Origin of the sequence: Nocardioides mesophilus, from assembly GCF_014395785.1 — a bacterium.
Taxonomy (GTDB): domain Bacteria; phylum Actinomycetota; class Actinomycetes; order Propionibacteriales; family Nocardioidaceae; genus Nocardioides_B; species Nocardioides_B mesophilus.
In genome coordinates, this window is record NZ_CP060713.1 from 919,196 (window position 1) to 943,423 (window position 24,228).

The 24,228-nt window shown below is 72.8% G+C and carries 27 protein-coding genes and 1 pseudogene; 12 read left to right on the forward strand and 16 right to left on the reverse strand.

The annotated features are described in order from the left end of the window. Positions 1 to 46: 46 nt before the first annotated feature. Together H9L09_RS04330 and H9L09_RS04335 are read left to right on the forward strand one after the other, a co-directional pair. Entirely contained in the window at positions 47 to 526 is a 480-nt protein-coding gene (locus H9L09_RS04330; protein ID WP_187579497.1) for a SigE family RNA polymerase sigma factor, read from the forward strand. After that, positions 523 to 1,257 carry a hypothetical protein gene (locus H9L09_RS04335; protein WP_187579498.1) on the forward strand — a complete coding sequence of 245 codons (735 nt, stop codon included), beginning with the start codon at positions 523 to 525 and terminating at the stop codon, positions 1,255 to 1,257. Before H9L09_RS04330 ends, H9L09_RS04335 begins: the two co-directional genes overlap by 4 nt. Before the next feature lie 66 nt (positions 1,258 to 1,323). Here H9L09_RS04335 and H9L09_RS04340 read toward each other — a convergent pair whose 3' ends face one another. Together H9L09_RS04340 and H9L09_RS04345 are read right to left on the reverse strand one after the other, a co-directional pair. Beyond that, on the reverse strand, positions 1,324 to 1,608 hold the full coding sequence (locus H9L09_RS04340; protein ID WP_187579499.1) for a hypothetical protein: 285 nt from the start codon (positions 1,606 to 1,608) through the stop codon (positions 1,324 to 1,326). 60 nt (positions 1,609 to 1,668) lie between these two features. Continuing rightward, a complete protein-coding gene (locus H9L09_RS04345) occupies positions 1,669 to 2,838 on the reverse strand; it encodes an acyl-CoA dehydrogenase family protein (protein ID WP_187579500.1) in 1,170 nt (389 codons plus the stop codon). A 92-nt stretch (positions 2,839 to 2,930) separates the two neighbouring features. Here H9L09_RS04345 and H9L09_RS04350 point away from each other — a divergent pair, with 92 nt between their 5' ends. Both H9L09_RS04350 and H9L09_RS04355 read left to right on the forward strand, forming a co-directional pair. Continuing rightward, a complete protein-coding gene (locus tag H9L09_RS04350) occupies positions 2,931 to 3,368 on the forward strand; it encodes a CoA-binding protein (RefSeq protein WP_187579501.1) in 438 nt (145 codons plus the stop codon). Beyond that, entirely contained in the window at positions 3,365 to 5,476 is a 2,112-nt protein-coding gene (locus tag H9L09_RS04355; RefSeq protein ID WP_187579502.1) for a prolyl oligopeptidase family serine peptidase, read from the forward strand. The genes H9L09_RS04350 and H9L09_RS04355 overlap by 4 nt, the downstream gene beginning before the upstream one ends. A 13-nt stretch (positions 5,477 to 5,489) precedes the next feature. Here H9L09_RS04355 and purE read toward each other — a convergent pair whose 3' ends face one another. The 6 genes from purE to H9L09_RS04385 all read right to left on the reverse strand — a co-directional run bounded on the left by purE (position 5,490) and on the right by H9L09_RS04385 (position 10,102). Further along, positions 5,490 to 6,011, reverse strand: coding sequence for a 5-(carboxyamino)imidazole ribonucleotide mutase (gene purE, locus H9L09_RS04360; protein ID WP_187579503.1), 522 nt, complete (start codon positions 6,009 to 6,011; stop codon positions 5,490 to 5,492). A gap of 4 nt (positions 6,012 to 6,015) precedes the next feature. Next, positions 6,016 to 7,140 (reverse strand): 5-(carboxyamino)imidazole ribonucleotide synthase, encoded by a 1,125-nt coding sequence (locus H9L09_RS04365; RefSeq protein ID WP_246456442.1) that lies wholly within the window; start codon positions 7,138 to 7,140, stop codon positions 6,016 to 6,018. Positions 7,141 to 7,252: 112 nt separating this feature from the next. Continuing rightward, complete coding sequence (locus tag H9L09_RS04370; RefSeq protein WP_187579505.1) at positions 7,253 to 7,588, reverse strand: winged helix-turn-helix domain-containing protein; 336 nt, start codon at positions 7,586 to 7,588, stop codon at positions 7,253 to 7,255. Positions 7,589 to 7,711: 123 nt separating this feature from the next. After that, a complete protein-coding gene (locus H9L09_RS04375; RefSeq protein WP_187579506.1) occupies positions 7,712 to 8,698 on the reverse strand; it encodes an adenylate/guanylate cyclase domain-containing protein in 987 nt (328 codons plus the stop codon). After that, positions 8,685 to 9,206: a PH domain-containing protein gene (locus tag H9L09_RS04380; RefSeq protein WP_187579507.1), complete on the reverse strand. Its 522-nt coding sequence runs from the start codon at positions 9,204 to 9,206 to the stop codon at positions 8,685 to 8,687. The genes H9L09_RS04375 and H9L09_RS04380 overlap by 14 nt, the downstream gene beginning before the upstream one ends. A 29-nt stretch (positions 9,207 to 9,235) precedes the next feature. Beyond that, on the reverse strand, positions 9,236 to 10,102 hold the full coding sequence (locus tag H9L09_RS04385; protein ID WP_246456262.1) for a biotin--[acetyl-CoA-carboxylase] ligase: 867 nt from the start codon (positions 10,100 to 10,102) through the stop codon (positions 9,236 to 9,238). Between the two features lie 110 nt (positions 10,103 to 10,212). Between H9L09_RS04385 and H9L09_RS04390 the strand changes: the two genes are divergently transcribed. Then, positions 10,213 to 11,790, forward strand: coding sequence for an acyl-CoA carboxylase subunit beta (locus H9L09_RS04390; protein WP_187580670.1), 1,578 nt, complete (start codon positions 10,213 to 10,215; stop codon positions 11,788 to 11,790). After that, complete coding sequence (locus H9L09_RS04395; protein ID WP_187579508.1) at positions 11,787 to 12,026, forward strand: acyl-CoA carboxylase epsilon subunit; 240 nt, start codon at positions 11,787 to 11,789, stop codon at positions 12,024 to 12,026. Before H9L09_RS04390 ends, H9L09_RS04395 begins: the two co-directional genes overlap by 4 nt. Here H9L09_RS04395 and H9L09_RS04400 read toward each other — a convergent pair. Next, positions 11,951 to 13,228, reverse strand: a complete 1,278-nt coding sequence (locus H9L09_RS04400) for a glycosyltransferase 87 family protein (protein ID WP_187579509.1) — start codon at positions 13,226 to 13,228, stop codon at positions 11,951 to 11,953. The two genes, H9L09_RS04395 and H9L09_RS04400, sit on opposite strands and share 76 nt — an antisense overlap. A 116-nt stretch (positions 13,229 to 13,344) precedes the next feature. Between H9L09_RS04400 and H9L09_RS04405 the strand changes: the two genes are divergently transcribed. Further along, positions 13,345 to 15,045: a DUF885 domain-containing protein gene (locus H9L09_RS04405; protein ID WP_187579510.1), complete on the forward strand. Its 1,701-nt coding sequence runs from the start codon at positions 13,345 to 13,347 to the stop codon at positions 15,043 to 15,045. Then, entirely contained in the window at positions 15,042 to 15,683 is a 642-nt protein-coding gene (locus tag H9L09_RS04410; RefSeq protein WP_187579511.1) for a Maf family protein, read from the forward strand. Before H9L09_RS04405 ends, H9L09_RS04410 begins: the two co-directional genes overlap by 4 nt. A 34-nt stretch (positions 15,684 to 15,717) precedes the next feature. On the opposite strand, the gene H9L09_RS04415 is transcribed toward H9L09_RS04410, so the two are convergent. Then, positions 15,718 to 16,509 (reverse strand): hypothetical protein, encoded by a 792-nt coding sequence (locus H9L09_RS04415; protein WP_187579512.1) that lies wholly within the window; start codon positions 16,507 to 16,509, stop codon positions 15,718 to 15,720. Beyond that, positions 16,506 to 17,813: a DUF6077 domain-containing protein gene (locus H9L09_RS04420; RefSeq protein ID WP_187579513.1), complete on the reverse strand. Its 1,308-nt coding sequence runs from the start codon at positions 17,811 to 17,813 to the stop codon at positions 16,506 to 16,508. Before H9L09_RS04420 ends, H9L09_RS04415 begins: the two co-directional genes overlap by 4 nt. A 58-nt stretch (positions 17,814 to 17,871) precedes the next feature. On the opposite strand from H9L09_RS04420, the gene H9L09_RS04425 reads away from it, so the two are divergent. The 3 genes from H9L09_RS04425 to H9L09_RS04435 are packed head-to-tail and all read left to right on the forward strand — an operon-like array spanning position 17,872 to position 20,042. Further along, positions 17,872 to 18,624, forward strand: a complete 753-nt coding sequence (locus tag H9L09_RS04425; RefSeq protein WP_187579514.1) for a glycosyltransferase family 2 protein — start codon at positions 17,872 to 17,874, stop codon at positions 18,622 to 18,624. After that, entirely contained in the window at positions 18,621 to 18,980 is a 360-nt protein-coding gene (locus tag H9L09_RS04430; protein ID WP_223164206.1) for a DUF2304 domain-containing protein, read from the forward strand. Before H9L09_RS04425 ends, H9L09_RS04430 begins: the two co-directional genes overlap by 4 nt. Beyond that, on the forward strand, positions 18,981 to 20,042 hold the full coding sequence (locus tag H9L09_RS04435) for a glycosyltransferase family 2 protein (protein WP_187579515.1): 1,062 nt from the start codon (positions 18,981 to 18,983) through the stop codon (positions 20,040 to 20,042). 4 nt (positions 20,043 to 20,046) lie between these two features. On the opposite strand, the gene H9L09_RS04440 is transcribed toward H9L09_RS04435, so the two are convergent. From H9L09_RS04440 to H9L09_RS04450, 3 genes are read right to left on the reverse strand one after another with little or no spacing between them, the layout of a single operon-like run. After that, entirely contained in the window at positions 20,047 to 20,640 is a 594-nt protein-coding gene (locus tag H9L09_RS04440; protein WP_187579516.1) for a class I SAM-dependent methyltransferase, read from the reverse strand. A gap of 5 nt (positions 20,641 to 20,645) precedes the next feature. Beyond that, positions 20,646 to 21,176, reverse strand: coding sequence for a GtrA family protein (locus H9L09_RS04445; RefSeq protein ID WP_187579517.1), 531 nt, complete (start codon positions 21,174 to 21,176; stop codon positions 20,646 to 20,648). 24 nt (positions 21,177 to 21,200) lie between these two features. After that, complete coding sequence (locus H9L09_RS04450; RefSeq protein WP_187579518.1) at positions 21,201 to 22,418, reverse strand: acyl-CoA dehydrogenase family protein; 1,218 nt, start codon at positions 22,416 to 22,418, stop codon at positions 21,201 to 21,203. Positions 22,419 to 22,502: 84 nt separating this feature from the next. Here H9L09_RS04450 and H9L09_RS04455 point away from each other — a divergent pair, with 84 nt between their 5' ends. After that, positions 22,503 to 22,928, forward strand: a complete 426-nt coding sequence (locus H9L09_RS04455; protein ID WP_187579519.1) for a MerR family DNA-binding protein — start codon at positions 22,503 to 22,505, stop codon at positions 22,926 to 22,928. A 29-nt stretch (positions 22,929 to 22,957) separates the two neighbouring features. On the opposite strand, the gene H9L09_RS21520 is transcribed toward H9L09_RS04455, so the two are convergent. Together H9L09_RS21520 and H9L09_RS22740 are read right to left on the reverse strand one after the other, a co-directional pair. After that, a complete protein-coding gene (locus H9L09_RS21520; protein WP_223164207.1) occupies positions 22,958 to 23,548 on the reverse strand; it encodes a GlgC family sugar phosphate nucleotidyltransferase in 591 nt (196 codons plus the stop codon). Between the two features lie 46 nt (positions 23,549 to 23,594). Next, positions 23,595 to 24,197 (reverse strand): annotated as a pseudogene (locus tag H9L09_RS22740) (sugar phosphate nucleotidyltransferase); the annotation flags it as partial. Positions 24,198 to 24,228 lie beyond the last annotated feature (31 nt).

Here is a 24,228-nt window from a genome sequence, read left to right on the forward strand (position 1 = left end):
GACCCACCGGGCACCTGACGGCGTCATAAGGGAGACGGGAGGACCCATGGACCAACGCGCGACTGAGGACTTCGAGGCGTTCGCGCTCGCCCGCTCCGGCGACCTGTATCGCCAGGCCTGGGCCTTGTGCGGCGACCCGCACCGGGCCGAGGACCTGGTGCAAGAGACCCTGGCGAAGGTCTTCGTGAAGTGGCGCCGGATCGACACGCCGTACGCCTACTCCCAGCGGACGCTGCTGCGGACCTACCTCAGCCGACGCCGGCTGCGCAGCAGCAGCGAGCTGCCGAGCGCCGAGATGCCCGAGACCGCCGGCACCACGGATCCCATGGTGGACAGCGACCTGCGGCTGATCCTGCAGGAGGCGCTCGCGGAGCTCAGCCGGCTCGACCGCGCCGTCCTGGTGCTGCGTTACCTGGAAGACCTCTCGGTGGCCGACACGGCCGAACGCCTCGGCCTGTCGCCGGGTGCGGTCAAGAACAGAAGTCTGCGTGCCCTCACCCAGGTGCGCGAGGGGAGCCTGCGATGAACGAGAAGGACGTGACCGACCTGCTCCAGCGCGCCACCCGCGAGCTGTCGCCGGACGTGCACACGATGGTGGCCTACGGGCTGCGTCGCGGACGGGTCCGGCAGCGTCGCCGCCGAGCGGTGGCTGCCGGCGCCGCCAGTGCGGCCGCCGTCCTGGTCACCGTGGGAGGTGTGCAGCTGCTCGGCTCGGCCGGCCCGGCGCCCCGTCCGATCGCCCCGGCCGACTCGGCGACACCCTCGGTCCCCTCGCCGGCCCCGAGCAGGGCCGCCAAGGCGCGGCTCGCCGTCGCGACCGAGCAGGTGCCGACGACGTTCGCCTCGATCGCGCCCGGCGAGGTGAGCCCGCCGTCTGCCAAGTCCGGACCCGACTCCGCCCCCGTCGTCGACTTCACGTGGAGGGGTTTCGGGATCCGCGTGGGCCTCACGCCGGATGACTACGTGACCGGCCGGTCGATCCCCGACCCCGCGCGTCGCTGCGCGGAGCAAGGGGACGGGAGCGTGTGCCGGCCCGGCCCCGACGGGACGGTCGTGAGCACGTCCAGCTTCACGAACCCGGCGGTGGACGGTGGCACGCAGGTACGGTCGGTGACCGTCTTCCGCCCCGACGGATGGGACGTCCTGGTGATGGCCTACAACGGACCGGGCAAGGAAGGTCCTGTCACCGCCGACGCACCGCCGCTCGGCCTCCCGCAGCTGCAGCGCATCGCCTCCAGCGACGTCTGGTTCCGGTGACCGGCTCGCGGTCCACGGCCAGGCGGTGCGCGGCCTGGTCGCCCGGCCGATCCCGCGTCGAGCGAATCAGCGCTCGACCAGCGCCTGCTGGGCCCACGCCGTGAGGTCGGTGCGTACGCCGGCCCCGAACCGGAAGTCGCGGTAGCTGTACATCACCGACTCGACGTCCTCGCCCGGCGGGACGGTCGGCACCACGTTGAGCAGGTGCTCGAGCCCGGGGTAGACGTGGATGTCGGCGTGCGGCGCTGCCCGGGCGATGGCGTCGACCGAGGCGCGGACCGGCATGGAGGTGTCGTCGGCGCCGTACTGCAAACCGGCGAAGATCTGCCGGGCCATGGCGAACTTCGCCACCTGGATGAACAGTCGAACTTAGTGCGCGTTGCGCAGGTCAACAGGCGGTTCTCGTCATGATCACAACTCCGACTGGATCCCGGCGAGCAGCTGGCGGGCCATGACGATCCGCTGCACCTGGTTGGTGCCCTCGTAGATCTGGGTGATCTTGGCGTCGCGCATCATCCGCTCCACCGGGTAGTCGCGGGTATAGCCGTAGCCGCCGAGCACCTGGACCGCGTCGGTGGTGACCTGCATGGCGGTGTCGGAGGCGAAGCACTTCGCGGCCGCTCCGAAGAACGTCAGGTCGTCGTCGCCGCGCTCGGAGCGGCCGGCCGCGGCGTACGTCAGCTGCCGGGCCGCCTCGACCTTCATGCCCATGTCGGCGAGCAGGAACTGCAGGCCCTGGAAGTCGGCGATCTTCTTGCCGAACTGCTGCCGCTGCTTGGCGTAGTCCAGCGCGTAGTCCAGCGCACCCTGGGCGATCCCCACCGCCTGTGCGGCGATGGTGACGCGGGTGTGGTCGAGCACCTTCATGGCGGTCGCGAAGCCGGTGCCCTCCTCCCCGATCATCCGGTCCGCGGGGACCCGGACGTTGTCGAGGTAGACCTCGCGCGTCGGCGACCCCTTGATGCCGAGCTTGCGCTCCGGCGCGCCGAAGGTCACTCCCTCGTCGGAGCGCTCCACGACGAAGGCCGAGATGCCGGCGGAGCGCTTCTCGGGGTCGGTGACGGCGAAGACCGTGTAGAACTCCGAGACCCCGGCGTTGGTGATCCACCGCTTGACGCCGTTGATCACCCAGGAGTCGCCGTCGCGGACCGCCCGGGTCTTCATCGACACGGCGTCCGAGCCGGCGTCCGGCTCGGAGAGGCAGTAGGAGAACATCCCGTCGTTGGCCGCGAGCCGGCTGAGGTACTTCTTCTTCAGCTCCGCGGACCCGGCGAGGATGACCGGCATCGACCCCAGCTTGTTCACGGCGGGGATCAGCGACGAGGACGCGCACGCGCGGGCGACCTCCTCGATCACGATGCAGGTCGCGAGCGCGTCGGCCCCGGCGCCGCCGTACTCCTCGGACACGTGCGGTGCGGCGAAGTCGGAGGCGGCGAGCGCGTCGTACGCCTGCTGCGGGAAGGTGCTCTGCTCGTCGACCTCAGCCGCGTGCGGGGCCACCTTGGCGTCGCACACCGCCCGCACGGCCTCGCGGACCGCCTGGTGCTCCTCGGACAGCGCAAACATCGGGAAGTCGCTCATGACCCCGATTCTACTGCTCGGTAACCCGCTGGGCCGACCCGGTCCGGCACCGTCGGACATGGTCCTCCCGGCCGCTGGGTAGCGTCGAGGACATGGCTTCCCCCGCGCCTCCGTGGCTCGACCCCGACGACATCCGCTTCATGCTCGAGGAGTGCGACACCTGGGCGGTGGTCGGCCTCGGCGGCGACCCCGCGCGTACGGCGTACGGCATCGCCCGGCTGCTGCAGCAGCACGGCAAGCGGATCGTGCCGATCCACCCCTCGGCCGCCACCGTGCTCGGCGAGCCCGGCTACGCCTCGCTGGCCGAGGTCCCCTTCCCTGTCGACGTGGTGGACGTGTTCCGCCGCTCCGAGGCCGCCGGGGAGTTCGCCGACCAGGCGGTCCGGATCGGCGCCCGCGGGGTGTGGTTCCAGCTCGGCGTCGTCGACGAGGCGGCCTACCGGCGCACCGTCGACGCCGGCGTACGTATGGTCATGGACACCTGCCCGGCCATGGAGTGGCCGCGCCTGCGCCGAGAAAGGGCCTCATGAGCCACCCGGAAACCCGTCGTGACGCCACCGTCGAGCAGCTGCACGGTCGCGAGATCGCCGACCCGTACCGCTGGCTGGAGGACCCCGACTCCGCCGAGACCGGGGCCTGGGTGGCCGCGCAGAACGCCGCCTCCCGCGCGCACCTGGACGCCCTCGCCTCCCGGGAGTGGTTCCAGGCCACGATGAGCGCGATCGTCGCGATGCCCCGCGCCGGGACCCCCGCCCGGATCGGCGAGCGCTACCTCGTCAGCCGCAACGACGGCACCCAGCAGCAGGACCAGTGGTACGTCGCGGACAGCCTCGAGGAGCTGCGCTCCGGCGGCCGGCTGCTGCTCGACCCCAACACCTTCTCCCAGGACGGCACCGCCTCGCTGGCCTGGTACGACGAGAGCCGCGACGGCAGCCTGCTGGCCTACCAGGTCAGCGAGGGCGGCAGCGACTGGACCACCATCCGCGTGCGCGACGTGGCGACCGGCCAGGACCTCGACGACGTGCTGACCAAGGTGAAGTTCAGCGCCGCCACCTGGCTGCCCGACGGGTCGTTCCTCTACGTGCACTTCCCGACCGAGGGCGAGGGCCGCGGCACCGAGGCGGCGGCGCTGCCGGCCGGCCGGCTGCGCCGGCACGTGCTCGGCACCCCCCAGGCCCAGGACCCCGTGGTGTGGGAGCTGCCCGAGGAGCCCCGGGTGATCCCGGAGCCGGAGCTGTCCCACGACGGCCGGTGGCTGGTGCTGCACTTCTCGGAGGGCACCTCGGAGAAGAACCGGCTGTGGGCCTACCCGGTGCGCACCGAGCACGGCACCAGCACGCTCGGAGAGCCGCTGAAGGTCGTCGACGAGACCCGCGCGGCCTTCCGGTTCGTGCGCTCGCAGGACGACCGGCTGCTGCTGCACACCGACCTCGACGCTCCCCTCGGCCGGGTGGTGCGCGTCGACCTCTCCGGCCCGGCCCCCTCGGGCCGCGTCGACGACCTCGAGCTGGTCGACGTGGTGGGTGAGTCCGACGCCGCCCTCGACGCGATCACCGCGGCCGCCGACGAGCTGCTGACCGTGCACCTGGTCGACGCCCAGCCGCGGATCACCCGGCACGGCCTCGACGGCTCCGAGCTCGGCCGGGTCGACGTCACCGGCGGCTCGGTGGTCGCGCTGCGCGGCAAGGCCGGCCGCGACGAGGTCCTCCTCGGCCTCACCTCCGTGACCAGCCGCGTGACGCCGTACCGCCTGCTGCTGCCCTCCGGCGAGGTGGCCGTGGTCGACGGCCTGGCCCCCGAGGCACCCGGCGGCGCGCCCGCCTGGGAGCCGCCCGAGGTCAGCGTCGAACGTCGCCGGGCCACCAGCAAGGACGGCACCGAGGTGCCCTACTTCCTGGTCCGGCGCGCCGACGTGGAGCTCGACGAGCCGCGCCCGACGCTGCTCTACGGCTACGGCGGCTTCAACATCGCGGTGCTCGCCGACTTCCGCCCGACCTTCGCCGGCTGGCTGTCGGCCGGAGGCGTGCTGGCGATCGCGAACCTGCGCGGCGGCAGCGAGTACGGCGCGGACTGGCACGACGCCGGCCGGCTGCACCGCAAGCAGAACGTCTTCGACGACTTCGCCGCGGTCGGCGACCACCTCGTCGCCGACGCCGTCACCACGCCTGCGCAGCTGGCGCTGCACGGCGGCAGCAACGGCGGCCTCCTGGTCGGCGCCACGATGCTGCAGCGCCCGGACCTGGCCGCGGTGGCGCTGCCGGCCGTCGGGGTGCTGGACATGCTCCGGTTCCACCTGTTCACGATCGGCGCCGCCTGGATCTCCGACTACGGCTCGCCGGAGGACCCGGAGATGTTCGAGACGCTGCTCGCCTACTCCCCGCTGCACAACGTCCGGGCGGGGCAGGCCTACCCGGCGACGCTGGTGCTCACCGGCGACCACGACGACCGGGTGGTGCCCGCGCACAGCTTCAAGTTCACCGCGGAGCTGCAGCGGGCCCAGGGCGGCGACGCGCCGGTGCTGGCCCGGATCGAGACCTCGACCGGTCACGGCCTGGGCAAGCCGGCGTCGGTGATCGCCGCGGAGACCGCCGACCTGCTGGCGTTCGCGGCCGAGCACACCGGCCTCGTGCCGTCCTGATCCCGCGGACGGGTCAGAACCCGACGCGGCGCTGCGTGTCGCCGCGGACGGCCCGGCCCTTCTCGCGGGCTGACTCGGCGAGCCCGTCCTGGAACCGCACCATCGCGGCCCGCAGGTCCTCGTCGGCGGCGGCGAGGATGCGGACGGCGAGCAGGCCGGCGTTGCGGGCGTTGCCGATCGCCACGGTGGCCACCGGGACCCCCGCCGGCATCTGCACGATGGAGAGCAGCGAGTCCATGCCGTCGAGGTACTTCAGCGCCACCGGCACGCCGATCACCGGGAGCGGCGTCACGGCCGCGAGCATGCCGGGCAGGTGGGCGGCTCCGCCGGCGCCGGCGATGATCACCCGCAGCCCCCGACCGGCCGCCTCCTTGCCGTAGGCGAGCATCTCCTCGGGCATCCGGTGCGCCGAGACGACGTCCGCCTCGTGCGGCACGCCGAACTCGTCCAGCGCCTCCGCGGCCGCCTTCATCGTCGGCCAGTCGGAGTCCGAACCCATCACGATCCCCACCCGGGGCCGCTGGTCTGCGGTCATCTGCTCACTCGCTCTCGTCACCGAGGTCGCCGCGGAACCAGGCGGCCGCGTGCAGCGCCCGCTCGCGGACCTCGTCCAGGTCGTCGCCGTACGCCGTGACGTGGCCGACCTTGCGACCGGGCTTCACGTCCTTGCCGTAGAGGTGCACCTTCAGCTGCGGGTCCCGGGCGAGCACGTGCCGGTAGCCGGCGTACAGGTCGCGGGACAGCTCGCCGTGGTCGCCGCCGAGGATGTTGACCATCACCGTCCAGGGCGCCCGGGCCTGCGGCGAGCCGAGCGGCAGGTCGAGGACCGCCCGCAGGTGGTTCTCGAACTGGCCGGTGACGGCGCCGTCCATCGACCAGTGACCGGTGTTGTGCGGGCGCATCGCGAGCTCGTTCACCAGGACCCGGCCGTCGCGGGTCTCGAACAGCTCGACGGCGAGGATGCCGGTCACGTCGAGCTCCCCGGCCACGGTCATCGCGATCTGCTGGGCCTGCACCGACAGCTCCGGATCGAGGTCGGGGGCGGGCGCGACCACCTCCCAGCAGATGCCGTGCTGCTGCACGGACTCCACGACCGGGTACGCCGCCACCTGTCCCGACGGGGACCGGGCCACCAGCGCGGAGAGCTCGCGGCGGAAGTCGACCTTCTCCTCGGCGAGGATCTGCACGCCCTTCGCCGCGGCCACCGCGAGGGGGTCGCCGGACTCGGCGGCGGAGCCGACCACCCACACGCCCTTGCCGTCGTAGCCGCCGCGGGTGGTCTTCAGCACGACCGGGAAGCCGCCGACGGACTCGGCGAAGCGGGCCACGTCCTCGGCGTCGTGGACGACCGCGTGCCGCGGGCAGGGGACGCCGAGCTCGGTGAGCCGTGCCCGCATCACCGCCTTGTCCTGCGCGTGCACGAGCGCGCCGGGGCCGGGGCGGCAGGCGTGCCCCTCCTCGCTCAGCGCGTGCAGGTGCGCGGTCGGCACGTGCTCGTGGTCGAAGGTCACCACGCTGCAGCCCTCGGCCACGGTGCGCAGCGTCTCGAGGTCGGTGTAGTCGCCGACGGTGGTGTCGGCCACCACCTGCGCCGCGGAGACGCCCGGCCCCTCGGCCAGCAGCCGCAGCGGGACGCCGAGGGCGACCGCCGCCTGGGCCATCATGCGGGCCAGCTGGCCGCCGCCGATCACCGCTACCGAGGGCGCGCCGTTGTCTGGGGTGCCCGCGGAGGGCGAGGGGGCCGCTGCAGTCACGGCCCCGACTCTATCGGCAGCCTCAGGAGGCCGAGCGCGCCTGGTCCACGTAGACCGGCGGGCTGAGCTCGAAGCGGAGCCCGCGACCCCGGATCGTGGTGATCAGGGTGGGCCGCCGGGTGTCGTCGCCGAGCTTGCGGCGCAGCCAGCCCAGGTGCACGTCGATGGTCTTGGCCGACGTCCAGAAGGTGGTCTGCCAGACGTCTCGCATCAGCTCCTCGCGGGAGACGATCTCCCCGGGCCGGCTGATCAGCGCGTGCAGCAGGTCGAACTCCTTGTTCGACAGGCGGATGTCGACTCCGTCGCGACGCACACGCCGCGTCGCCGCGTCGACCTCCACGCCCTGCACACTGTTCATGCGAGAAATGTAGGAAAGCGCACGGGGCCGCGTGCACCACTCGGACGAGATTGGCCCGGAATGACTAGCCCACCGTCTAGTCCCTGCTAGTCACGGCCGGTGGTGCCCATGGCCGGCGGGTGCTCAGGGACGGCGTACGGCGACCGGCTCCACGACGCCGAAGCCGCGCAACGGGCGCGGCGGGAGCCGCTGGGTCTCGAACTCGCTCGGGGGCAGCAGCGCGGCCGTCGCCGGGTCGGTGATCACACGGTTGCGGCGGGCGACCGCGGTCAACCGGGCCGCCATGTTCACCGGCGGACCGAAGACGTCTCCGAGCCGCATCACCACCGCGCCCGCGGACAGGCCGATCTTCACGTCGGGCAGCCGCTTGTCGCGCCGGATCACCTCGACGATCCTCAGGGCGATGTCGGCGCCCTGCACCGGCCCCTCGGCGATGAAGAGGACCGAGTCGCCGAGGGTCTTGATCACACGGCCGCCGTGGCTGGCGACCACGTCGGCGCAGCGCGACTCGAAGACCTCGACCATGTCGCCGATGCGGTCCTCGTCCATCTCGTTGGACAGTGCGGTGAAGCTCACCAGGTCGGCGAACCCGACGGTGACCTCGACGGTGTGCAGGTCGGCGTCGTTGGCGCCGAGCGCCTCGACCCGGCCCACCGCCGCGGCGAGGTGCCGCCGCCAGGCGTAGATCAGCACCGCCTCGAACGGCACCCCGACCTTCTCCGCGACCCGCATCGCACTGCCGATCCGGCTGCCGGTGGCCTGGTCGCCCTTCTCGAGCTGTTCGACCCTCGAGGAGAGCGTGGCGACCTGCCAGTCGGCGAGCTTGGCCATCGTCTGTCCCACCGCCCGGGTCAGCCGGACCGCGGTGTCGAAGTCGATGATGCCCTCACGGACGGCGTCGATCATCAGCCCGAGCGCGGAGAGGTCGGCGTCGGTGAAGGCCGCCGACTCGCCCGCGTCGGGGAAGCCCAGCGCGCGCCAGAGCCGGCGGGCGTCCTCGATCGAGACCCCGGCCGCGGCGGCGACCTGCTCGCTGGTCAGCATCGGCTCTTCCCCGAGCAGCCGCCGCTCCAGCCGCTCGCGGGTCCAGCTCTCCTCAGGAACCGTCATCGGTCCTGAGAGCTCCGGGCTCGGAGAGCCGGTGCAGCTCCTCGGCGACCAGCATCTGGACGCGCTCGACCTGAGGGATGTCGTGCAGCAGGACCTGACCGGTCTCGCTGGCGTCGGAGACCACGAGGGTGCCGCAGCCGAAGACCCGGTCGACGATCCCGATGTCGAAGTCGACGCCGCTGATCCGGTTGAGCGGGATGGTGCGGCCCTGCATGGCGATGAAGCCGCTGCGCTTGATGAACCGGCGGTTGGTGAAGGTGTAGGACGTCGTCATCCAGCGCATGAACGGCTTGACCACCCACCACAGCGCCACCAGCAGCGCCAGCCCCCAGATCACGACGTCGACCAGCGGCTGCGCCGACCCGGCGTCGACCAGCGCGGAGAGGAAGCCCGCCGCGGCGGCCAGCACGATCAGCAGCAGCGCCGGCACGAGCAGCGCCTTGACGTGGGTGCGGGTGGAGACGACGACGTGCTCGCCGTCGATGAGGAGCCGGGACGGGAATGCCACGCCCGCATCCTTTCACGCCGGACGCAGGGTCACGGCTCGGTGCGACGCACGTGCACGACGTCCCCGGCTCCGAGGACCCGCGGTCCGGCGGCCGTGGTGACCTGCAGCCGCCCGTCGGCGTCGACACCGGCCGCGCGGCCCTCGAGCCGCTCACCGGTGGGCAGGTCCACCCGCACGCGGCGGCCGACGGTGTCGCAGGCGGAGAGGTACGCCGGGCGCAGCCCGTCCGCGGCGTCACCGGCCGAGCGCCGCCACGCGTCGTACTGCTCGCCCAGCGTGTCGAGCAGGTGCACGAGCAGCCGGGTCCGGTCCACCTCGGCCCCCAGGGCGGTGGCCAACGACGTCGCGGTGGGCACCGGCAGCTCCGCGGACCGCAGCGACACGTTGAGCCCCACCCCGACGACGGCCGCGGCGCCGCCCGCGTCCCGCTCCACGCGCTCGACCAGGATCCCGGCCACCTTGGCGTCGCCGACCAGGACGTCGTTGGGCCACTTGAGCGCCGCTTCGAGCCCGGTGGTCCGGCGGACCGCCTCGACCACGGCGAGACCGGTCAGCAGCGGCAGCCACGGCCAGCGGGCGGCGGGGACCTCGGCGGGGGCCAGCAGCACCGAGCAGGTGAGCGCCGAGCGGGCCGGCGTCACCCAGGTGCGGTCCAGCCGGCCGCGGCCGGCGGTCTGGTGCTCGGCGACCAGCACCAGCCCCTCCGGCTCCCCGGCGCGGGCCCGGGCCGCGACCTCGGCGTTCGTGGAGGGCGACTCGGCCACCACCTCCACCCGCCAGCGGGAGCCGGGCGCGGCGGCGGTGGCGGCGGCGAGCAGCGAGCGGTCCAGCGGCGGCCGCTCGCCCACCCCGTGGCCGCGCTGATCGGCGGGCTCACCCGGCAGGTCGGTCGTCACAGGCACTAGATTGACCGAACCAGCACGTCGTTCGCGAACTGGAGGCGAAGAACCCCGTGAGCCAAGCAGCGCCCACACCGGCCGAGGAGAAGCCCGGTCAGGGCACCGAGGTGCCGGCCGACATCGACATCCACACCAGTGCCGGCAAGGCCTCCGACCTCTCGCGACGGCTCGAGGCGGCGGTCCACGCGGGCTCGGAGCGGGCGATCGAGAAGCAGCACGGCAAGGGCAAGAAGACCGCCCGCGAGCGGGTGCTCGAGCTGCTCGACGAGGGCTCCTTCGTCGAGCTCGACGAGCTGGCCCGGCACCGTTCCACCGCGTTCGGGATGGAGAAGAACCGCCCCTACGGCGACGGGGTGGTGACCGGCTACGGCACCGTCGAGGGCCGCCAGGTCTGCGTGTTCGCCCAGGACTTCACCGTGTTCGGCGGCTCGTTGGGCCAGGTCTTCGGCGAGAAGATCGTCAAGGTGATGGACCTGGCGATGAAGACCGGCTGCCCGGTCATCGGGATCAACGACTCCGGAGGCGCCCGGATCCAGGAGGGCGTGGTCTCGCTGGGCCTGTACGGCGAGATCTTCCGCCGCAACGTGCACGCCTCCGGGGTGATCCCGCAGATCTCGCTGATCATGGGCCCCTGCGCCGGCGGTGCGGTCTACTCCCCGGCGGTCACCGACTTCACGGTCATGGTCGACCAGACCTCGCACATGTTCATCACCGGACCGGACGTGATCAAGACCGTCACCGGCGAGGACGTCTCGATGGAGGAGCTCGGCGGCGCCCGCTCCCACAACACCAAGTCCGGCAACGCCCACTACATGGGCGCCGACGAGTCCGACGCGATCGACTACGTCAAGGCGCTGCTGTCCTACCTGCCGCAGAACAACCTCGACGAGCCGGTCGTCTACGACGAGCCGGCCGACCTCGAGGTGAGCGACTCCGACCGCGAGCTGGACACGCTGGTGCCGGACTCGCCGAACCAGCCCTACGACATGCACACCGTGATCGAGGCCGTCGTCGACGACGGCGAGTTCCTCGAGGTGCAGCCGCTGTTCGCGCCGAACCTCGTCATCGGGTTCGGCCGGGTCGAGGGTCGTCCCGTCGGCGTGGTCGCCAACCAGCCGATGCAGTTCGCCGGCACCCTGGACATCGACGCCTCCGAGAAGGCCGCCCGCTTCGTCCGCACCTGCGACGCGTTCAACCTGCCGGTGCTCACCTTCGTCGACGTGCCCGGCTTCCTGCCCGGGACCGACCAGGAGTGGAACGGCATCATCCGCCGCGGCGCCAAGCTGATCTACGCCTACGCCGAGGCGACGGTCCCGCTGGTCACGATCATCACCCGCAAGGCGTACGGCGGCGCCTACGACGTCATGGGGTCCAAGCACCTCGGCGCGGACATCAACCTGGCCTGGCCGACGGCGCAGATCGCCGTGATGGGCGCGCAGGGCGCCGTGAACATCCTGTACCGCGCCGAGCTGGCCGGCGCCGAGGACCCCGAGGCGGCGCGCACCGAGCTGATCACCGCCTACGAGGACCACCTCGCCAACCCTTACCTCGCGGCCGAGCGCGGCTACGTCGACGCGGTCATCCACCCGCACGAGACCCGCGGCGAGGTGGTCCGGGCGCTGCGGCTGCTGCGCACCAAGCGCGAGAGCCTGCCGCCGAAGAAGCACGGGAACATCCCGCTGTGACCGGGCCCGACCCGACGCCCGAGCAGCAGCCCGCGCCGCTGTTCCTGGTCCGCGGCGACGCCACGGACCAGGAGGTGGCCGCGCTGACCGTGGTGCTCCAGGCGCTGGCGGCCGCGGCCCCCGCGCCCCCGCGCCGGGCCTGGGCGCAGTGGTCCTCGCCTCAGCGGGCGGTGCGCTCGTCGTACCTCTCGCCGGGCAGGCCGGACGGCTGGCGGTCGAGCGCGCTGCCCCGCTGAGCCGCGCGGATCCCCCGCCACGCCGCCGCTGTCGCGACGGCGAACAGCCAGGCCAGCAGCAGGTTGCGGGCCGCCAGGGACAGCACCGTGAGCGCCACGTCGCCGTGACCCGTGGTGAGGGCGCCGTAGTGCCAGGGGAAGACCACCTGGGTCAGTCCGGCCGCCACCAGCAGCCAGCCGGTCCAGCTCCGGAGCCGGGACGAGTCGGCGATCGCCAGACCGGCGGCGGCGGTAGGCGCCAGCCAGAGCAGGTACTGCGGGCTGAGCACCTTGCCGACCACCACGAAGCCGCTCACCGAGGCGAGCACCAGCCAGACGGTCGTGGCGGTGTCGATGCGCCGGCCCCGGCGGACCAGGTCGCCGAGCTGCCACCACAGGAAGCCCAGCCCGGCGAGGTAGAGGACCGAGGCCACGGCGCTGACGGTGAGCAGCGCCGGCACCGCCGGGCCGGAGACCTCGAAGGACTTGCTGGACTGGTAGGCCACCTCCCAGGTGTCGGGGACCAGCCACCACGCGACCACCGCGGGGGTGGCGAGCACCGACTCGACCTGCAGGCCCCGGTCGACCTGGTACGCCAGCGGTGAGACCAGCCGGTCCCAGCCGCCGAGCACCCAGCTGATCGCCACGAGCGCCGCGCCGGTGGCCGCCCCGGCGGCGAGGACGCGGTGCCAGGAGCGGGCGTGGCCGAGCAGCGCCGGGACGATCAGCCCCGGCCAGAGCTTGATGCCGGTCGCCACCGCGGCGAGCACGCCGGAGGCCGCCGGCCAGCGGTTCACCACCAGCACCGCGAGACCGCAGAGGATCCCCGGCAGCAGGTCGAACCGGGCCAGGGTCGTCGAGCCCAGCAGCAGGACCGCCGCGATCCAGGTGGCCGGCGGCAGCCACCGCACCGGACCCCGGGCGACGACGTACAGCAGCACCGTGAAGGCCAGGTCGGTGGCGAGGGCCGCGGCGAAGAGCAGGTTCTGGTACTGCCGGACGTCGCCCAGGCTCTCGGCGACCCACCACGGCACCCCCAGGGCACCCACCGCGGGCACCGGGTACTCCACCAGGGTCTGCGACAGGCCCCGGTCCGACATCGCCCACAGGCTCTGGAAGAAGTAGAGGACGTCGCCGGTGACCCAGGCCTGGGAGCCGTGGAGCAGCCACAGCAACCAGGCACGGCTGGCCAGCCACGCGGCCGCCAGCGCTGCGATCCTCACACCGGGGAACGCTACCGCCCGGCGACCTGGCCCGGGGCCACACCGCACGGATCCACCGGGCTCGGGCGCGCCCGGGCGAGCGGACCGCCGGCGCACGGCTTGACTAGGGTGCAGGCATGTCCGACTCGAGCACCCGTCCAGACCGCACCGTCGACGCGATCGCCGACCGGTACGTCGCCGACTACTGCGCCCTGCACCCGCTGACGGCCACCTACATCGGCGTCCCCGGCCACGAGCACGAGCTCACCGACTTCTCCCCCGCCGGCTTCGCCGCGCGCCAGGAGCTCGCCCGGAAGGCGCTCGCCGCGGCCACCGCGGCCACCCCGGTCGACGCCCGCGAGCAGGTGGCCCGGGAGGCGTTCCTCGAGCGGCTCGGCCTCCAGGTGGAGATGTACGACGCGCAGGTGCCGCAGTCCCAGATCTCGGTGATCGACAGCCCGCTGCACGAGCTGCGCATGGTCTTCGACCTGATGAGGACCGACGACGACGAGGCCTGGGAGAGCATCGACGCCCGGTTGGCCGCCTTCCCCGCGGCGCTCGCCGGCTACCGCGAGACCCTCCTCGTGGCCGCGGACCAGGGCCACGTCGCCGCCCGGCGCCAGATCGCCGAGGTCGCCGAGCAGGTCCGGTCCTGGACCGGCCAGAGCGGCACCAGCGGCAACTTCTTCGACCGGCTCGTGGAGGGCGCCGAGGTGGCTGCCGGACTTCGCGCGCGGCTCGAGCAGCACGCCCGCGAGGCCAGCGACGCGACCGCCGGCTTCGGGCGCTTCCTCGACGAGGAGCTGCGGCCGCGGGGCCGCGAGAGCGAGGCGTGCGGGCGCGAGCTGTACACCCTCGGGTCTCGCTACTTCCTCGGCACCACGATCGACCTCGACGAGACCTACGCTTGGGGCTGGCAGGAGCTCGCCCGGATCGAGGCCGAGATGGCCCGGGTGGCGGACCTCATCGTGCCCGGCGGCAGCGTCGACGACGCGGTGGCGGCCCTCGACGCCGACCCGGAGCGACAGATCGCCGGCAAGGACGCCTTCGCCGGCTGGATGCAGCAGCTGGCCGACCGCGTGGTCGCGGAGATGGCCGACGTGCACTTCGACATCCCCGCGCCGATCCGGCGCATCGAGTGCCGGATCGCCCCCACGAGCGACGGCGGGATCTACTACACCGGCCCGACCGAGGACTTCAGCCGTCCCGGGCGGATGTGGTGGGCGGTGCCCGACAGCCAGGAAACCTTCTCCACCTGGCGCGAGGTGACCACGGTCTTCCACGAAGGGGTGCCCGGCCACCACCTCCAGGTCGCCCAGACCGTCTACCGCAGCGAGCTGCTCAACCGCTGGCAGCGGCTCATGTGCTGGGTGTCGGGTCACGGCGAGGGCTGGGCGCTCTACGCCGAGCGGCTCATGGACGACCTCGGCTACCTCGACGACCCGGGCGACAAGCTCGGGATGCTCGACGCGCAGGCGTTCCGGGCCGCCCGGGTGGTCATCGACATCGGCATGCACCTGCAGCTGAGCATCCCCGAGGACAACCCCTTCGGCTTCCATCCCGGCGAGACCTGGGACCGCGAGCTCGGGCTCGAGTTCATGCGCACCCACACGCGCATGGAGGACGACCAGATCAAGTTCGAGATCAACCGCTACCTCGGCTGGCCGGGCCAGGCGCCGTCGTACAAGGTCGGCGAGCGGATCTGGCTCAGGGCGCGCGAGGAGGCCCGGGCCCGGCTCGGGGAGGACTTCGACCTCAAGAGCTTCCACCAGCAGGCCCTGGACCTCGGCTCGATCGGCCTGGACCCGCTGCAGGCCGCTCTCGCGCGGATCTCGTGACCGGCCCGACCCGGCTGGTACTGGCCTCGGCGTCACCGGCCCGCTTGTCCACCCTTCGCAACGCCGGCCTCGACCCCGAGGTGCTGGTCTCCGGGGTCGACGAGTCGGTGGTCGAGAGCACCGACCCGGCGACGCTGGCCACCCGGCTGGCCGAGCTCAAGGCCGACGCGGTCCTCGGACGGCTCGACGAGGCCGCCGCCGGGGCCGTGGCTGCGGACGTGCTGGTGCTCGGCTGCGACTCGGTGCTCGACTTTGGCGGCGAGGTCCTGGGCAAGCCGGCCGACGCCGAGGAGGCCCGGGCGCGCTGGCAGAAGATGCGCGGCGGCACCGGGGTGCTGCACACCGGTCACTGCCTGGTGCTGCGGTCCTCGGGGCGCCGGCTGGTCCGCGCCGTCGACACGGTGGTCCACTTCGCCGAGGTCGACGACGTGGAGATCGACGCCTACGTCGCCTCCGGGGAGCCGCTGCACGTCGCCGGCGCGTTCACCCTCGACGGCCTCGGCGGCGCCTTCGTCCGAGGCATCGAGGGCGACCCGCACAACGTGGTGGGGGTCAGCCTGCCGGCGCTGCGCGAGATGGTCGCGGAGCTCGGGCTGCGCTGGACCGACCTGTGGTCGGCCGACGCGGCGGCCCGCTGAGCGTGCCGGCCGCGGCTCAGCCGCCAGAGTCGGCTCAGCCGCCCGTGCCGCCGGTGCCGCGCGGGGCCAGGCAGAACATGCCGGCCACCTCCCGGCTCGGCTCGTAACCGGCGCGCTCCACCACGGTGATCTTGCCCTGGGCCGAGTCCCGCAGGCAGACCAGCGACACGTCGAGCCGGTTCAAGGCCTCGTCGACCTCCGCCGCGGTCACCGGGGCTCCGACCGGGGAGACGAAGTCGAACAGCGTCATCCGCGCGGCGTGCTGGTCGGCCGGCTCGGTCAGGAACCGGGCGTAGAAGTAGCGCGGGATCACCGCGAACACGTCGGTGGTCACCAGCGGCAGCGCCGTCATCACCGGCAGCGGAAGCAGGACCGGACCGGGACCGGGGTCGAGCTCGGCGACCCGCGACGCCTTGGTCAGCAGCGACGGGTCGACCTTCCACGCGGGCTGGTCGGTCACGGACGTGGAGTTGCGCGCCTCCGCGGACCAGAGGGGTACGCCGACCGCCACCAGGCCGAGCATCAACGCGGCCGCCAGCCCCCAGCCGGCCACCGGGCGCAGCCTCCCGCTGAGACGCGGGAGGTCGACCGTGCCCAGCAGGCCCACCGCCACCGGGACCGGCGCGAGCATCAGCAGCCGCCAGAGCACCGGGCCGGCCCCGGTCAGCGACTCGGTGAGCTGCAGGAAGCCCGGCAGCAGCGGCACGAACACGGTGGCCGACGCCGCGGCGACCAGGATCGCGCGCCGACCGCTCCTGACCACGAGCGGTGCCAGCAGCAGCGCCAGCACGATCACCACCGAGAACTCCGGCGACTTGCCGATCACCTTGGTGAACGCCCACCACGGGACAGCCGCTCGGGCGGGTTCTGCTCGAGCGCGCCGGAGGCCTGCAGGGCGACCACGAGACCGCCGACGACCGGCCCGAGCGCCAGCAGCACGGAGCCGAGCGCCAGCCGGCCGCTGCGGGCGACCAGGCCGGCGACCAGCAGGGCTCCGGCGATCACGGTGCCGAGCAGGGTCGCGGCGGAGGTGAGGCCCACCATCGCGACCCCCAGGACCGCCATCATCACCAGGTCGTCCCGGCGCCGGCGGCGCAGCAGCCGGGTCGCGACGACCCAGACCATCGGCAGCACGATCAGCCAGAACATCACCTTGCCCTGCCACACCCGGGCGAAGGAGAAGTTGCCGAACATGTTCGCGCCCGCCATCACGCTGAAGACCAGCGTCACCAGCACGACGGCGAGCGGTCGGCGCGGCGCCCACTCCCGGGCCAGCCGCCAGATCGACCACACCGACCAGAAGGCCACCAACGGCACGCTGACCAGGTAGACCACGCTGCCCGCCGAGACACCGAACACGCGCGCCAGCGCGCCCATCAGCGGCTCCACGGAGGCCAGCGGGAGGCCGCCTCCGTAGATGGAGGGCAACGTCTCGGGGCCGAACATGGTGTCGCGCAGCGAGGCGGTGCCGTGCTCGGCCACCCACACGGAGATGTTGACGTAGTAGACGTCGTCCTGGTTGGGGCGCAGCAGCAGCGAGGCGAAGACCGCCGCAGCCAGACCCAGCACCACGACCAGGGCGTGCTCGGCGACGGTGCCCCGCCAGGGCAGCATGGCCGCGTCATCGGTCCCGCCGACGCCCCCGTGGTCGGCCCCGTCACCCCGGTCACCGCCGGTGTCGTCGGGCCGGGTGAGCGCCAGCACGAGCGCGAGCACCAGAGCCACCAGGCACAGCCCGACCAGCAGCGTCACCCGGTGCTTGTCGAGGCTCCAGGTCAGCACGCCCGCCGCGAGCACCACGACGACGTACGCCGCGAGCAGCCCGGTCCGCACGCCTCTCCCCAGGCGCCGGCCCTCCCGGGGCGCAGCCACCGCCGTCGGCTCAGGCCCGTCGGCGGGACCGGCCTGGTCACGCTCGCGCAGGTCCCGCACCACGAGGAACGCCATCAGGGCGATGGTGAGCGGCAACCAGATGCCGGCCGCCAGGCCCAGGTCGAAAGGCCAGACCAGCGACGCCTCGTAGGCCAGCGTCCACAGCGCGAACGCGACCAGGGCGCCGTCCATGACGGGGTCGAGCGACCGGAGAAGCCCGCCCGCGAGGCGGGAGGCCCCTGTCGATCCAGAGGTCACCGAGAGCTCCTTCGTAGCGCGCGTTCGGACCCGAATGGCAATCGTTAGGATGCCTCACATGCCGCTGCCGCTTGACACCCCCCGCCGGATCCTGGCGGTTCTTCCTGCGTTCAACGAGGAGGCGTCCCTGGCGGCGACGATCGACGAGCTGCGCCGGACCTGCCCCGACGTCGACGTCCTGGTGATCGACGACGGCTCGGCGGACGCGACCGCCCAGGTGGCCCGCCGGTCGGGGGCCGCGGTCTGCCAGCTGCCGTTCAACCTCGGGGTCGGCGGTGCGATGCGCACCGGGTTCCGCTACGCGATGCGCCACGACTACGACGTGGTGGTCCAGGTCGACGCCGACGGCCAGCACGACCCGGCCTACCTCGGGGTGCTGGTGGCCGCGCTGGACCACGCCGACGTCGTGGTGGGCGCGCGGTTCGCCGGCGAGGGCAGCTATGCCGCCCGCGGGCCGCGCCGGTGGGCGATGCGGCTGCTCGCGGTCACCCTGTCCCGGCTCGCGCACACCCGGCTCACCGACGTGACCAGCGGGTTCCGTGCCGCCAACCGGCGGGCGATCCGCATCTTCGCCGCGCACTACCCCGCGGAGTACCTCGGCGACACCGTCGAGTCCCTGGTGATCGCGGTCCGGGTCGGCCTGGTGGTCCGGCAGCAGCCGGTCTCGATGCGTCAGCGGGCGGGCGGCACGGCCAGCCAGACCCCGCTGCGGGCCGCGGCGTACCTCGCCCGCGCCATGATCGCCCTCGCGATCGCGCTGGTCCGCCGGTGGCCCACCACGCTGGAGCCGACCCCCACGGAGGCGCTGTGAAGGCGACCCTGATCCTCGGACTGCTCGGCTCGGTCACCACGTTGGTGGTGCTCTTCGAGATGATGCGCCGTCACCACCTGCGCGAGAAGTACGCCGTCCTGTGGGCGTCCGTGGCGGTGATGACGCTCGTCGTGGCCGCCTTCCCGGGGCTGCTGGCCGCCGCGGCGCGCCTGGTGGGCGTCGAGGTGCCCAGCAACCTGCTGTTCTTCGTCGCCAGCATGCTGCTGCTGTTCGTCAGCGTCCAGCACAGCCACGAGCTCGGCCGGCTCGAGGAGCGCAGCCGCACCCTGGCCGAAGAGGTGGCCCTGCTGCGTCTCGAGATCGAGACCCGCGTCGACGAGGACCGGAGCAGCTGAGTGGACCTCCGCCCGACGCTCACGGTCGTCCTGCTGGCATACGGCGATGAGCCGTACCTCGTGGAGGCCGCCCAGGCGGTCCTCGCCTCCACCGGCGTCGACCTCGACGTCGTCCTGGTCGACAACGGCTGCACCAGCGACGGCGTGGAGAAGGTCGCCGGCCTGGACCGGCTGCGCGTGCTGCGCCCGGCCGAGAACACCGGGTTCGCGGGCGGCTGCAACCTCGGCGCCGCCGAGGCGACCGGGGAGTTCCTCGCCTTCGTGAACAGCGACGCGATCGTGCACCCGGACGCCCTGGCCCGGCTGGTCGAGGTGGCCCGGCGACCCGACGTCGGTCTCGCCAGCGCCAGCCTGCGGCTGCACGACTCCCCCGAGCAGATGAACTCCGCCGGCAACCCGGTGCACTTCTCGGGGCTCTCCTGGGCCGGCGGCCTCGGCGAGCCGGCCACCCGGCACTCGCACGAGGAGGACGTCCCCAGCGTCACCGGGGCGGCGTGCGTGGCACGGCGCGAGGTCTTCGAGGACCTCGGCGGCTTCTGCGAGCTGATGTTCGCCTACTGCGAGGACGCCGAGCTCAGCCTGCGCACCTGGCAGTCCGGCCTGCGCTGCGTGTTCGTCCCGGACGCGGTGGTGCTCCACCACTACGAGTTCGCCCGCAACCCGCTGAAGATGTACCTGCTGGAGCGCAACCGGCTGATGCTGGTCGCCACCCTCTACGAGCGCCGCACCCTCGCGTTGATCGCGCCGGCCCTGCTCGGGCTCGAGCTGGCGATGCTCGCGGTCGCGCTGCGGCAGGGCTGGGCCCGCCAGAAGCTCCGCGGCTGGGTCTGGCTGCTGCGCCACCGCGGCGAGGTCCGGGCCCGGCGCGACCTGGTGCAGGCGCACCGGAGCGTCGGCGACGCCGCACTGGCGGTCCGGCTCACCGGTGACTTCCACCCCGGCGCGGACAGCGGGATCGCCGCCCCCGGCTGGTTGCGGGCCGGCTCCCGGGCCTACTGGAGCGTCGTACGCCGCGGACTCGGCCGACCGCGCGAGCTCACCGGCCGCGCTCGGGCGGCCTGACCCCTCAGGCCGGCTTGCGCGCCCGCAGGCAGAACTCGTTGTGGGTGAAGACCTTGCCGACCGGGCGCGGGAACGGGAAGCTGAACCACTCCTCGGGCTCCAAGCCGACCTCGCGGGCGAGCCGGGTGAGCGCCTCCCCGTCGGTGAACCGCACGTGCGTCGGGTCGCTGCGGTAGCCCTTCTCCTGCGGGCAGATGAAGAGGACCTTGCCGCCCGGCTTGAGGTACGGCAGGTACATCCGCACCAGGTCCGCACCGGCGGGCTCGTCCATGTGCTCGATCACGTGCGCGATCAGCAGGCTGTCGAAGGCCCTGGGCGAACGCATCGGGCTCGCGTCCCACTCCTCCACCGAGAGGGCGTCCAGCCCGCGCTGGCGGGCGATCGCCACCGACGAGGCGTTGTGGTCGACCCCGACCGATCCCGGCGGCAGCATCAGCAGGTTGCGCCCGATCCCGCAGCCGATGTCGAGCGTGCGGCCGAGCTCCTGACGCTTGAGGTTCCAGCGATAGGGAGCCTGCACGTTCAGGATCTTCTTCCAGCGTGCCAGCTCACGAGACTCGAGTCGCCGGGCGTAGTCGTCCCCAGTGGTGTCCTGCATGCAGGTCACCCTAGGTCACACGGTGCTCGCTCCGGCAACGGCGCACCCGCCTCGCGGGCGACTCTCGCGGGCCGTGCGGGCCCGTGCTCCTCGACCGGACGCGGAGTCCGGAAGATGAACCGCCGGATGGCCCAGAACCGGGCCGCGGTGCCGAGCGCCAGCCCCACCCCGTTGGCGGCGATGTTGTCCGAGACCGGGTCGGCCAGGTCCAGGACGTAGCGGGTGAACGCCAGGCAGCCGAGCGGGATCAGCATCGACACGGCGTTGATGCCGAAGAAGGCCACCCGGCCGCCTGCCGGACCGACCGCCTCGCGGTTGCGGAACGCCCAGGAGCGGCTGCCGCGGTAGCTGACCACCATGCCGACCGTGTTGGCGAGCACGAACGCGGCCAGCGGCTGGTCGTTGAGCGGACCGGGGCCGCCGAAGTAGCCGTGCACGAGTGCATTGAAGAGCACCAGGGACACCAGGGTGGCCACCCCGCCCACGGTGAGGAACTTGGTCGCCTCGCCCAGAAAACGCTGCAGCCGCCGACCCATATGCCTCAGATTAGCGGTTGGTGCCTACTCCACCGGCAGGCCACGCCCGCGGGCGATCAGCATCCGCTGCACCTCGGAGGTGCCCTCACCGATCTCGAGCACCTTGGCGTCGCGGTAGAACCGGGTCACCGGGTACTCCTCCATGAAGCCGTAGCCGCCGAAGACCTGGGTGGCGATCCGCGTCGCGGTGACCGCCGACTCGGTGGCGTAGAGCTTGGCGACTGAGGCTGCCTGCTTGAACTGCTTGACCGGCGCACCGGCGTCCTTCATGGCCGCCGCCTTGTAGGTCAGCAGCCGCGAGGCCTCCAGCATCACCTCGAGGTCGGCGACCTGGAACGCGACGCCCTGCTTGGAGCCGATCGGCACCCCGAAGGTGGTCCGCTCGCCGGCGTACTGCACGGACATGTCCAGGCACGCCTGGATGCAGCCCACGGCCAGCGCGGCGATGGCGACCCGGCCGTCGTCGAGGGTGGCCAGGAACTGCGCGAAGCCACGGCCGCGCTCGCCGAGCAGGTTCGCCTCGGGCACGTGCACGTCGGTGAAGGTCAGCGGGTGGGTGTCGGAGGCGTGCCAGCCGAGCTTGTCGTAGGCCGGCTCGGCGACGAAGCCCCGGGTGCCGGACGGGATGATGATCGTGGAGATCTCGGCCTTGTCCGGCGCGGCGCCCGAGCCTGTCGAGCCCCGCGAGACGGTGCCGGTGCGCGCGGTGACGGTGACCGCCGAGGTGATCTCGGAGCCGGAGTTGGTGATGAACTGCTTGCCGCCGTTGACCACCCACTCCCCCTCGACGAGCTCCGCCCGGGTCCGGGTGGCGCCGGCGTCGGAGCCGGCTCCCGGCTCGGTCAGCCCGAAGCCGGCCAGCCGGCGCCCGGCCACCAGGTCCGGGAGCCAGGTCTGCTTCTGCTCGTCGGTGCCGAAGGTGAGGATCGGGTTGATTCCCAGCCCGACGGCCGCCTCGAGGGTGATCCCCATCGACTGGTCGACGCGGCCGATCTCCTCGATGGCCAGGCACAGCGACGTGAAGCCGCCCTCCTCGCCGGTGAGCCCGGCACCGCCGTACTCCTCGGGCGCGGTCAGGCCGAACAGCCCGAGGTCGCCCATCTTGTGGACCACGTCGGTCGGGAAGTGGTGCTTGCGGTCCCACTCGGCGGCGTGCGGTGCGATCTCGGCCTCGGCGAAGTCGCGGACGCTCCGGCGGAAGGCCTCGTGCTCAGCGGACAGCTCGAACGTCGACACGGTCATCGGTCCCTTCACGGGTCAGGCTTACGCTTACGTCAACGTAAGGTAGGCCGTTTCCGTTACGGAAGCGCAAGCCGAGGAGGGACGATGCCGGGGCCCGACCGGACCTGGACCATCACCGAGCTGGCCCAGGAGCACGACGTCACGTTGCGCACCCTGCGGCACTACGAGGACGTCGGGCTGCTCTCCCCCGAGCGCCGCGGCACCGTGCGGGTCTTCCACCTTCGCGACCGGACCCGGCTGCGGCTGATCCTGCGCGGCCGCCGGCTGGGCTTCACGCTGCCGGAGATCGCCACGATCGTGGACATGTACGACGACCAGCCGGGTGAGTCCGGGCAGCTGGCCTACCTGCTGGAGCAGATCGAGGGCCGGCGCACCGAGCTCGCGCAGCGCCGCCGCGACATCGACGAGAGCCTCGCCGAGCTCGACGAGGTCGAGCGCCGCTGCCGCGACGACCTCGCCCGGCTGGCCGGGTCCCCGCAGCACACCGGGTCCGCGCCCACCGCCGGGTAGCGCGGCGGGTCGGGCGGCGGAGCGGCCGATCAGGCGGTGGTGCCGGGCTCCAGCCGGCCACCGGCCTCGACGCGCACACCGGCCGCCACGGTCGAGCCGCGACCGACCAGGGTGACCAGGTCCGGGTCCTCGGCGACCGCCGGTCCCGCCCCGCCGACGAACGCGCCGGCGCCGATCACGCAGCCGGTGTCGAGGATCGTTCCGTCGAGGGTCGCGCCGGCCTCGATGACGCAGTCGGCGAACACCACGCTGTGCCGTACGACGGCGCCCTCGCCGACCACCACGCCCGGGCCGAGCACGCTGCGCTCCACCCGACCGGCGACCCGGCAGCCCGGGCTGACCAGCGAGTCGACGACCTCCGCGCCGGCCAGCACCCGGGCCGCCACCCGCGTGCGCTGGCGCGTGTTGATGGTCCAGTCCGGCCGGTCCAGCACCCCGAGGTCGTCGGTGAGCACGTCGAAGTGGGCCCGGAGGTACTTGTGCGGCTGCCCGAGGTCGCGCCAGTAGCCGGGCAGCGGGTGCGCCACGACCTTGCCGCGCTCCACCAGCCGGGGGCAGGAGGTGCTCGCCGAAGTCGCCCAGCCCGCTGTCGCCCGGCTCCTGCTCGGTGGTGTGCTCACGGTGCAGCTCCTCGAGCACCTCGACCAGCACCGCCGGGTCGTAGACGAAGATCTCGGTGGCCACGGTGCCGGTGCTCGGCTGCTCCGGCTTGTAGGCGAAGCCGGTGACCCTGCCCGACTGGTCGCGCTCGACCGTGGCGTGGTCCCCGGCCTCCTCGATCGGCACCTCGGTGGTCACCACCGTGCACTCGGCGCCGGCCTCGCGGTGCGTGGCGATGGCGTCGGCGAAGTCGAAGCGGTAGACGTGGTCGGCGCTGAGCACCAGCACGACCTCGGGGTCGGCGGCGCGGACCTGGTCGCGGATCCGGTAGAGCTCGTCGGCGTTGCCGTGGGCGAAGCCGTCGTCGTCGACGGAGCCCATGCCCTGCAGCGGCATCAGCAGGCGGAGCCCGCCGCGGGTGCGGTCGAGGTCCCAGGGGCGACCGTTGGCGATCTCCTCCTCCAACGTCCCGCCCTGGAACTGCACCGAGACCCAGACGTCGCTGACGCCGCTGTTGGCGAGGTTGGACAACGGGAAGTCGAGCAGCTGGTAGACCCCGGCGAACGGCAGGGCCGGCTTGGCCCGCTCGCGGGTGAGGACGTCCATGCGGCCACACCGGCGCCGCCGGCCTGGATGATCGCGAGGATCCGTGCCCGAGTCATAGGGCATCCAAGCACGCACGAGCCCGGACGCCCGTCCC